At 35.1% G+C, this 10,460-nt stretch carries 8 protein-coding genes; 4 read left to right on the top strand and 4 right to left on the bottom strand.

The genetic code is table 11. The features are described 5' to 3' along the window. The first annotated feature begins 11 nt into the window (after positions 1-11). Positions 12-533: a hypothetical protein gene (locus AAEO59_RS05685; protein WP_341699770.1), complete on the top strand. Its 522-nt coding sequence runs from the start codon at positions 12-14 to the stop codon at positions 531-533. 55 nt (positions 534-588) lie between these two features. On the opposite strand, the gene AAEO59_RS05680 is transcribed toward AAEO59_RS05685, so the two are convergent. Beyond that, a complete protein-coding gene (locus tag AAEO59_RS05680; RefSeq protein ID WP_341699769.1) occupies positions 589-1,536 on the bottom strand; it encodes a TerC family protein in 948 nt (315 codons plus the stop codon). A gap of 114 nt (positions 1,537-1,650) precedes the next feature. After that, complete coding sequence (locus AAEO59_RS05675) at positions 1,651-2,670, bottom strand: glutamine synthetase beta-grasp domain-containing protein (protein WP_341699768.1); 1,020 nt, start codon at positions 2,668-2,670, stop codon at positions 1,651-1,653. A gap of 274 nt (positions 2,671-2,944) precedes the next feature. Here AAEO59_RS05675 and AAEO59_RS05670 point away from each other — a divergent pair, with 274 nt between their 5' ends. The 3 genes from AAEO59_RS05670 to AAEO59_RS05660 all read left to right on the top strand — a co-directional run bounded on the left by AAEO59_RS05670 (position 2,945) and on the right by AAEO59_RS05660 (position 6,932). Next, a complete protein-coding gene (locus AAEO59_RS05670) occupies positions 2,945-5,134 on the top strand; it encodes a glutamine synthetase III family protein (protein ID WP_341699767.1) in 2,190 nt (729 codons plus the stop codon). A gap of 195 nt (positions 5,135-5,329) precedes the next feature. Beyond that, positions 5,330-6,508, top strand: coding sequence for an AIR synthase related protein (locus AAEO59_RS05665; protein ID WP_341699766.1), 1,179 nt, complete (start codon positions 5,330-5,332; stop codon positions 6,506-6,508). Between the two features lie 61 nt (positions 6,509-6,569). Continuing rightward, a complete protein-coding gene (locus tag AAEO59_RS05660; RefSeq protein ID WP_341699765.1) occupies positions 6,570-6,932 on the top strand; it encodes a hypothetical protein in 363 nt (120 codons plus the stop codon). Between the two features lie 43 nt (positions 6,933-6,975). On the opposite strand, the gene AAEO59_RS05655 is transcribed toward AAEO59_RS05660, so the two are convergent. After that, on the bottom strand, positions 6,976-8,454 hold the full coding sequence (locus tag AAEO59_RS05655) for a PAS domain-containing protein (RefSeq protein ID WP_341699764.1): 1,479 nt from the start codon (positions 8,452-8,454) through the stop codon (positions 6,976-6,978). Between the two features lie 81 nt (positions 8,455-8,535). Continuing rightward, a complete protein-coding gene (locus AAEO59_RS05650; protein WP_341699763.1) occupies positions 8,536-10,434 on the bottom strand; it encodes a heavy metal translocating P-type ATPase in 1,899 nt (632 codons plus the stop codon). Positions 10,435-10,460: the final 26 nt, after the last annotated feature.

The raw sequence follows: 10,460 nt of genomic DNA, 5'->3' as shown, positions 1-10,460 counted from the left end.
AATTTTTTGCCATGAAAAAAATAATGACACTTTTTGCCTTTGTAAGTTTTTTGACTTTTTCCAGTTGTACGACAACCGATGATTTTGAAGAAGATAACGATACTATTAGTTATGTTTTTGAAGTTTCAGGTGTTTCATTTACCGCTAATAATGATTATAGTAAATCCATTAATAATCCGTCTAATTATAGTTCAGACGTTGTGTTAGTCTATAGATGGGCTGGGACTGAATCAAATGGAAATAGAATTTGGAAGTTGCTTCCTGAAACTTACTATGCTGAAGATAGAACTTTGGATTTTACTTATACTTTTCAATTCTCAGCGGATTATATTGATATATTTATGGATGGATATGATTTGGAAGGTGTAAATAGTAGTTATAGACTAAATCAGTTGTTTAGAGTAGTTATAGTACCGGCTTCTTCTTCAGGAACAGCAAAATTAGCTAATAAAGAAAAAGAGGATTATTCAGATTATAATGCTGTAATAGAGAAATATAATATTGATGATAGTAATGTAAAAGTATTGAAATAGTATTTTAGTAGATAGATAAAAAAAGGAAATCTCGCGATTTCCTTTTTTTTATGCTCTATTTTTTTATACGTTTTTCTTTCTGGATGGAGGCAATAATTCCAGATAGCAATGCAAATGCAATAAATCCTAAAGAAACCCATTCCGGTAATTTTATATAGCTATGTAGAATCATTTTTAAACCTACAAAGCATAAGATTGCAATCAGACTGTATTCTAAATAACTGAATTTTTCAAGCATATTGGCTAAGAAAAAATACATAGATCGTAATCCCAGAATGGCAAAAATATTGGAGCTAAATACTAAAAATGGATCTGAAGTAATCGCTAAAATAGCAGGAACACTGTCTAGTGCAAAAACGATGTCCATTAATTCAATAAGAAATAAAGTGACAAATAAAGGAGTGGCAGTGTTGATGTTGTTTATTTTGACAAAAAAATGTTCGCTCTCAATTTTTGTGGTTATAGGGGTGAGTTTTTTTAGGTATCTGTAAAAAACAGAATTATGAGGATCGTATTCGTGATCTTCTTTTTTGAAAAACATTTTAATTGCTGTGTAAATTAAAAAAGCTCCGAAAAGATAAGTTGTCCAGGCGAATTTCTTGATGATTAATACCCCAAAATAAATCATGATTCCTCTGAAAACAATAGCCCCAATAATTCCCCAAAACAAGACGCGGTGCTGGTATTTTTTTGGAATTTTAAAAGAAGAAAAGATAATTGCTATTACAAATATATTGTCGATGCTCAGGGAAAGTTCGATCAAATATCCGGTAATGTATTTCATTGATGCAACCATTGGTTTTAGTTGGTCCGGATTTTCAATGTAATTGTTTTGGTAAAGCCAGTACACAATTATAGAAAACAGAAAGGATAAAGTAATCCAGATTGCAGTCCATTTACCGGCTTCTTTAGAGCTGATTTCATGTGGGGTTTTGTTGAAAATTCCTAAATCTAATGCTAGGAATAAAAAAATCGTAGCTATAAAACAGATCCAAACTATCATAAAAAATGTTTTGCGTTTTTACAAAGATAGTTTTTGTAAATGATGGATTTAAATTTATTGTATAAAAAAATGCCTCCATTTCTGAAGGCATTTTTTAGTTTTACTATTGTGAGATTACAAAGCAGATTTAACTGTTTTGATAATTCTAGCAGCAATTTTGTATGGGTCACCGTTTGAAGCAGGTCTTCTGTCTTCTAACCATCCTTTCCATCCTTTTTGAACAGTGATTAAAGGAATACGGATAGAACATCCTCTGTCAGAGATTCCGTAAGAGAAATCGTTGATAGAAGCAGTTTCGTGCTTACCAGTTAAACGTTGGTCGTTATAAGCTCCGTAAACAGCGATGTGCTCAGCAACAACTGGACGGAAAGCCTCACAGATTTTTTCGTAAGTAGCTCTGTCTCCACATGTTCTCAATACTGAGTTAGAGAAGTTAGCATGCATACCTGAACCATTCCAGTCCATGTCTTTTCCTAGAGGTTTTGGGTGGTACTCAATATAGTAACCATATTTCTCAGTCAAACGATCTAATAAGTATCTTGCAACCCAGATTTCGTCTCCAGCTTTCTTAGCACCTTTAGCGAATAATTGGAATTCCCATTGTCCGCAAGCAACCTCTTGGTTGATTCCTTCAAAGTTGATTCCAGCAGCGATACATAAATCAGCGTGCTCTTCAACTAAGTTTCTTCCGTGAGTGTTTTTTCCACCTACTGAACAGTAGTACATACCTTGTGGAGCTGGGTAACCTCCTACAGGGAATCCTAATGGCAATTGAGTTTTAGTATCCATGATAAAGTACTCTTGCTCAAAACCAAACCAGAAGTCATCATCCTCGTCATCGATAGTAGCTCTTCCGTTAGACTCGTGTGGAGTACCATCAGCATTCATAACTTCGCACATTACTAAGTATCCGTCTTTACGGTCTGGATCTGGGTAAATAGCTACAGGTACTAAAGAACAGTCAGAAGATCCTCCTTCAGCTTGTCTTGTAGACGAACCGTCGAATGACCATTTTCCTAATTCTTCTAAAGTTCCTTGAAAGTTTTCGTGCTCTTCAACTTTAGTTTTGCTTCTAAGATTTTGAGTTGGCTCATATCCATCTAGCCAAATGTACTCTAACTTTATTTTTGCCATAATAATATAAATTAATTTTCTTGATTTAATTTTGAAATGCAAATATAATATATTTTTTTCTAGTCCTAAATATGTTGGGGGGCTTTTGTTTTGAATAGCTGTTATTTTTCACATAACTATATTTTGGTAGGGGGTATATTTAAAAAAAAACAATTTTTAAGGGTAATAAAAAGCAATTTAGCAATCCAAGGTTCGGCTGTTTTTAGCTAAGGATTCTTTATCTTTGTGTTTTTTAATTACCAATTGTTATTAATTATTTAAAATACAGCTAACAATGTCAACAATACGTTTTCAAGCATTAAGAGAAGCTTCTAATCGAAAAGTAATATTTTTTGAAGAGGCTAATAGAAAATCAAATATTTTTGGATCAAATGTGTTTAATGAAAAAGCAATGAAGCAATATTTGACTTCGGATGCTTTTAAAGCGGTCCAGGGGGCTATTGAAAGTGGAACTAAAATTGATAGAAAATTAGCCGATTATATTGCTATGGGTATGAAGGAGTGGGCCTTATCTAAAGGGGTTACTCATTACACTCACTGGTTTCAGCCATTAACCGGGACTACAGCCGAAAAGCATGATGCTTTTTTTGAAACTTCTTTTGACGGAAGTGATCCCGTAGAGAAGTTTGGCGGAGCACAATTAGTGCAGCAGGAACCGGATGCTTCCAGTTTTCCAAACGGAGGTATCAGAAATACTTTTGAAGCGAGAGGATATACGGCCTGGGATCCTACATCACCGGCATTTATTTACGGAACGACACTATGTATACCTACGGTGTTTATTTCCTATACTGGAGAAGCATTAGATAATAAAATTCCTTTATTGAGAGCATTGGCAGCTATGGATGAGGCAGCTACCGAAGTTTGTCGCTATTTTGATAAAAACGTAAAAAAAGTAACGGCTACCTTAGGTTGGGAACAGGAATATTTTTTGATTGATAAAGCATTGGCACATTCCCGTCCTGATTTGATGATGACCGGAAGAACTTTGTTAGGGCATACTTCTGCTAAGGGACAGCAGTTAGATGATCATTATTTTGGTTCGATTCCTACCCGTGCATTGACTTATATGCGTGATTTGGAACAAGAATGTATGTTGCTGGGTATTCCGGTGAAAACCCGTCATAATGAGGTGGCGCCTAATCAATTTGAGTTGGCACCGATTTTTGAAGAGACTAATTTAGCCGTGGATCACAACAGTCTTTTGATGGATATCATGCAAAAGGTGGCCGAGCGTCATGACTTTAAAGTACTTTTACATGAAAAGCCATTTAAAGGCGTGAATGGTTCCGGAAAACATAATAACTGGTCATTGGCAACAGATACGGGTGTGAATTTGTTGAGTCCGAGTAAAACACCAATGAGCAATTTGCAATTCCTGACTTTCTTTATCAATACTATTAAGGCAGTAAATGATTATGAAGAGTTATTGCGAGCATCGATTGCTACTGCTAGTAATGATCACCGTTTAGGAGCTAATGAAGCACCGCCGGCAATTATTTCAGTGTTTATTGGGGAACAATTAACAAAAGTATTGGCGGAGTTAGAAAGTGTGACCCGAGGGAAGTTATCTCCAGAGGAAAAAACCGATTTGAAATTGAATGTTGTCGGGAAGATTCCAGAAGTTATTTTGGATAATACCGATAGAAACCGAACTTCTCCTTTCGCATTTACAGGTAATAAATTTGAGTTCAGAGCGGTAGGTTCTTCAGCGAACTGTTCGAATGCGATGACCACTTTAAATACGATTGTTGCCAAACAATTAAGAGATTTTAAAGTAGAAGTTGATGCTTTGATTGAATCCAAAGCCATGAAAAAAGATGATGCTATTTTTAATGTTTTGAGAGAATATATTAAAGTGTCAAAAAATATTCTTTTTGAAGGGGATGGTTACAGTGAAGCTTGGGAGAAAGAAGCTAAAAAACGAGGTTTAAGTAATTTTAAAACTACTCCGGAAGCTTTAAAAGCTAAGGCTTCCAAACGTGCTTTGGATTTGTTTTCCGAATTAGGGATTATGAATCATAAGGAAATGGAAGCCCGTTACGAAATTGAATTGGAAGAATACACTAAGAAAATTCAAATTGAAAGTAGAGTTTTAGGAGATATTTCTAAAAATCATGTGATTCCTACTGCGATTCGTTATCAAAATACTTTGATTGAAAATGTAAAAGGTTTGAAAGATATTTTTGGAAACGAATTTGAATCAATTGCTAAAGAGCAAATTGGTTTGATTAAAGAAATTTCGTTTCATATTGAAGGGATTAATGCTAAAGTGGAGGAGATGCGAAATGAAAGAAAGAAGGCTAATGCTTTGACCGATGCTCATAAAATGGCCGAAGCTTATTGCAATAAAGTGAAGCCTTATTTTGAAATTATCCGAAATCATTGTGACAAACTGGAGTTGTTAGTAGATAACGAATTGTGGACATTAACGAAGTATAGAGAGTTACTGTTTACGAAATAATTTGAAGTTAGAGGTTAGAGGTTAGAAGTTAGAATATAGAAGTTTAAGTTTTAAAGATTAGGTTCAATGTTTGTAGTGTTGGATTACTGTCTTCCGCTTTTTGCCTTCTAATTTCTGCCTTCTAACCTCTAACTTCTAAAAAATAATTATCTTTGCCGCAAAATCAAGTTGCTTTTGCAATTACACAAATAGAATATGAGTTCAGATACTTCAAAAAGATACGCACAACGTGGTGTTTCGGCATCCAAAGAAGATGTTCACAATGCAATAAAAAATATTGACAAAGGATTGTTTCCTCAGGCATTTTGCAAAATTGTTCCTGATTATCTAACACAAGACGAAGATTATTGTCTTATTATGCATGCTGATGGTGCAGGTACAAAATCCTCATTGGCGTATATGTATTGGAAAGAAACTGGAGATCTTTCGGTTTGGAAAGGAATAGCACAAGATGCTTTAATCATGAATATTGATGATTTATTATGTGTAGGAGCAACTGATAATATTTTACTTTCTTCAACTATTGGAAGAAATAAAAATTTAATTCCTGCAGAAGTGATTTCAGCAATTATCAATGGAACAGAAGAATTAATTCAGGAGTTGGCTTCTTTTGGAGTGAGTATTCATTCAACAGGTGGAGAAACTGCTGATGTGGGAGATATCGTTCGTACGATTATTGTTGATTCTACTGTTACTGCCAGAATGAAACGTTCTAAGGTAATTGATAATGCAAATATCAAAGCAGGAGATGTAATCGTTGGATTAGAGTCTTTCGGTCAGGCTTCTTATGAAAAAAGCTATAACGGAGGAATGGGAAGTAATGGATTGACTTCGGCTCGTCATGATGTTTTTGCTAAATATTTGGCAACCAAATACCCTGAAAGTTATGATGCTGCAGTTCCTGAGGAATTGATTTATTCCGGTCAGGTGCAATTGACCGATGCTGTTGCAAATTCTCCAATTGATGCCGGACAATTAGTGCTTTCACCAACGCGAACTTATGCCCCAATTATCAAACAAATTTTAGATAAATATTCGGCAAATGAGATTCACGGTATGGTTCACTGTAGTGGTGGAGCACAAACTAAGATTTTGCATTTTGTAGATAATTTACATATTATAAAAGACAATTTATTCCCTGTTCCGCCATTGTTCCAGTTAATTCAGGAGCAGTCTAAAACAGATTGGAAAGAAATGTATCAGGTTTTCAACTGTGGTCACCGTATGGAATTGTATGTTCCTGCTGCAATCGCTGAGGATATTATTGCCATTTCAAAATCATTCAATGTAAATGCACAAATTGTGGGTAGAGTCGAAGCTTCAGAAAGCAAAAAACTAACGATCAATAGCGAGTACGGAACTTTTGAATACTAATCTAAATGCAAGTATTGATAGATTTTAATCTTTCAATTTTTTAATCTTTCAATTTTTACAGATGTACGAATTAGTTTTTTGGAAATATTTAGAAGAGGTTTATTTAAACCATCAATTAGTTTATGAAGCTATTGATGAGCAAGAAAATATTGAAGGTTTGGAAGTATTGCCTGTAGAATTAATTTTGAATAGAATTGCTTCTGTATTTTCAAAATGGGAACGCGTAGATGAAAACAGTTGGAAGAATAAAGAGGGTGTTGGAGCTTTTCAGGTAAAAACAACTCCGCAGGTTATTCAGATTGACTGTTACGGTACACAGGGTAAAACCATGGATAAATTGGTAGATATTATGGAAGAGTTCAAATGTCCACTTTTTGACCCACAGATTCCAGCCCGATACGATGAGATGTACGAAGAAGAATAAAATATAAAAGCGTTAAGAACCAACTTAACGCTTTTTTTGTGTTCTATTTTGAGGGTTTTCTGCCGTCTTTTTTATCATCTTCTTTTTCGTCTTTGTTTTTAAAACCAATGAGTTTACGGTATTTGTTTTCGGTTTCTTCGAGTTCTTCTTCCATTTTTTTGTATTGGCTAATGTCTTTGATAGTGACTACCGCTGCTACAATTTTGTTGTCCTGATCAATTAAAGGACGGCCGCTAATTAGTACACGTCTTTTTTCTTGGGAAACCGGATTCCAAAGTACTATGTCTATATCATCTGTTACTTCTCCGTTGAAAGCACGTTCCATCGGTAAGTTTTGAGCCGGAAAAACGGTTTTTTCATCCGGATAATACAATTCGAAATGGGCTGTTAATTCGGTGGAAATTTTATCATCTTCTTCAATGCCAAAAATGTCATTCGCCATATCATTTGCCAGAATTACTTTTTTGTCAGCATTGGCTACAATAACCCCTTCACCAATGTTTTCAACAATAACACGTAGTTTTTCTTCGTTTTCATACAATTCATCAACCGTTTTTTGTTGTTCAATACTCAGTTCAATGGTTTCAGTAATGTCTCGTGCCGCCGAATAAATGATTCCTTCTTTTACATCAATATTACTGTTCCAGTCCAGCCAGCGGTAGGAACCATCTTTGTGACGTACTCGGTTTTTAAAGCTAATCACGGTTTTTCCTTTCAGGATTTCGGCTAATACTTCATCAGAAGTTGCACGGTCATCAGGATGGGTTAAATCCATGAATTTGATTTTATCTAAGTCTTCTTGCGTATATCCTAAAGTGTTGGTAAAAGCGGCATTGATTTTGATAAAATGGTCGTTTTTGGCCACAGTAAAAATGTCAAAAGACATATTGAAAAAAGCATCGGTAGCTTTAAGAGATTCTTCCAGTTTTTTTCTTTCGGTTATATCCGTGGAGATACCGCCAATAGCATAAATTCTTCCGTTGGTGTCATACAATGGGAATTTGACCGCAATGTAGGTATGTGTACCGTCTTTTTGTTCAATGGTTTCCTCAGATTTTAATTCGCTGAGTTTTTTAGCAACTTCCAAATCAGAGTTACGATACATTTCGGCAATATCTCTGGGTAAAAAATCATAGTCAGTTTTGCCGATAATATTTTCGTTTGTTGTGCCAAATAATTCTCCAAAATTTTTGTTAATTAAAAGGTATTCCCCGTTTAGTTTTTTTAGAGAAATAGGATTCGAGGTATTGTCTATAATGGATTGTAGTAATTGTTTGTTTTCTTCTAATTGTTTTTGTGCTTTTTCTTTGGCTCTGAATTGAGTGCGGATAATAAAATACACCACAATTAATAAAATGAGGGAAAGTCCAAATAAAGATATTTCAATTGTATCGAGTTTGTCGTCCATTGCATTATCGCGTGTGCTGTCTAATCGAATTATAAAAATCCAGGCGGCAGCAATAACCACAATAATATTGATTATAAATCCCAGAAATATTTTTTTTTCAAAAGAGATATTCATGGTTATTGGTTTTGGTAATAAATTTTATAAGTTCTTATATTCAATAGGTAAGTAAGTTAAGAAATTATAACTTGACACATCTTATTTGCTTTGTTGTTTTTCAAATCGCATAAGATTCAAGCTAAATATAATTACAATTAATGTCACACCTACATCGGCAGCGATGGCTAGAGCCAAATTACTGTACCCAAATACAGCCAATAAGATGAAAACTATTTTAGTAAGGATGGCGCCATACGTATTGACTTTGATTTGTTTCATGGTTTTTTTACTCAATCGGATGAGGAAAGGGATTAATGAAAGTTGGTCGTTCATTAAAGCAATGTTGGCGGTTTCTATGGCTGTGTCACTTCCGGCTGCGCCCATTGCGATTCCCACAGTGCTTAATGCCAAAGCCGGTGCGTCATTAATTCCATCGCCTACCATGGCTACTTTATCATATTGTTGTAAAAGTGCTTTTAGTTCTTCTGCTTTTTGTTCAGGTAGTAATCCCCCAAAAACTTTAGTTATTCCTACTTGTCGCGCCACAAAGTGTGCAGTTTTTTCGGTGTCACCTGTTAGCATAATTACGTCAATGTTCTGTTCCTGGAGTTGTTGAATTGCTGAACGACTATCAGCTTTTATTTTGTCTGTAAGTCCAATAATACCAGCGACACCTTCTCCAAAACTTACTACAACACTGGTTTTACCTTCGCTGGATAATTGTGCAACGATAGATTCGACTTCATCAGAAATATCATGATATTCACGGATGAATTCCAGTTTGCCTACTAAGACAGTGTCAATTTGACAAACCGTGCATTTTGCTGTAGCACCTTTACCCATAATACTTTTAAAATCTTTAGCAAGATGAGGTTCGAATCCTTCTTTTTTACTGGCGTTAATAATGGCTTGCGCTAAAGGATGTTCTGAAAACATTTCGGCTCCGGCAGTGCAGGAAAGCAATTCTTCACGACTCGTTCCGATTAATGGATATACATCAGAAACAATAGGGGTTCCATGAGTAATGGTACGTGTTTTGTCCAATGCTATAGCTTGAATATCGGCCACGGCTTCAATATATTTTCCGCCTTTTACCAGAGCGCCTTTTGCGGAAGCATTACCAATAGCGGCATAAATAGCCACCGGAGTTGAAATAACTAAGGCGCATGGACAGGCAATAACCAGTAAGGTTACGGCTTGTTTTAGCCAATGGTTAAAGTCTAAATCAAAAATGAAAACCGGAATGGTGAATATCAAAATAGCTATTACTATAATGATAGGGGTGTAGAGTTTTGAAAATCGCTGAATAAATTTTTGAGTTTCACTTTTTTCTGCACTGGCTTCAAAGGTAAGTTGAATAATTTTTGCAAAAGTTGTGTCTGTGGATAGTTTCGTTGTTTTAACTTCGATGTAACCATTTCTGTTGAGTGTTCCTGCAAAAACGGTGTTCCCAACTTGTTTTTCCTTAGCAATAGGTTCTCCGGTAATGGCTGATTCATCAACAAGGCTTTCTCCTAAGGTTATTTTTCCGTCCAAAGGAATGATTTCACCTGGTTTAATTTGAATTATGGTGCCAATTTCGATTTGGTCAATAGGAATTTCACTATTTGATTTTTTTACAAAAGCGGTTTTTGGTGAACTTCTAATTAATTCGTCTAAGGCCGATTTAGAGTTTTCGATTCCAATATCTTCTAATCTTTCACCTAAAACATATAGAACAATAACAACTGCTGCTTCCGGATATTCCCCCAGATACAGTGCTGCAATTACGGCAATAGTCATTAGTAAATTAATGCTGCTAAAATTGAACTTAACTAGTGATTGTAGTCCTTTTAGAATTACTTCATGACCTATTAAAATGATGAAACTACAAAATACAAAAGGGGCATAAGGCATTGGAAGGTGAATACCTAACAGCGAAAGTATTTCTAAAATAATGACAGTACTAACCGAGAGCAGTAAAAAAACAAATTTTCTATCTTTAAATGGTAGGTTCATAAGAATGGGTTTTGTTTGAACTAAAA

Source organism: Flavobacterium flavipallidum (assembly GCF_038289905.1).
GTDB lineage: Bacteria > Bacteroidota > Bacteroidia > Flavobacteriales > Flavobacteriaceae > Flavobacterium > Flavobacterium flavipallidum.
This window is presented reverse-complemented; position numbering and strand designations above follow the sequence as displayed.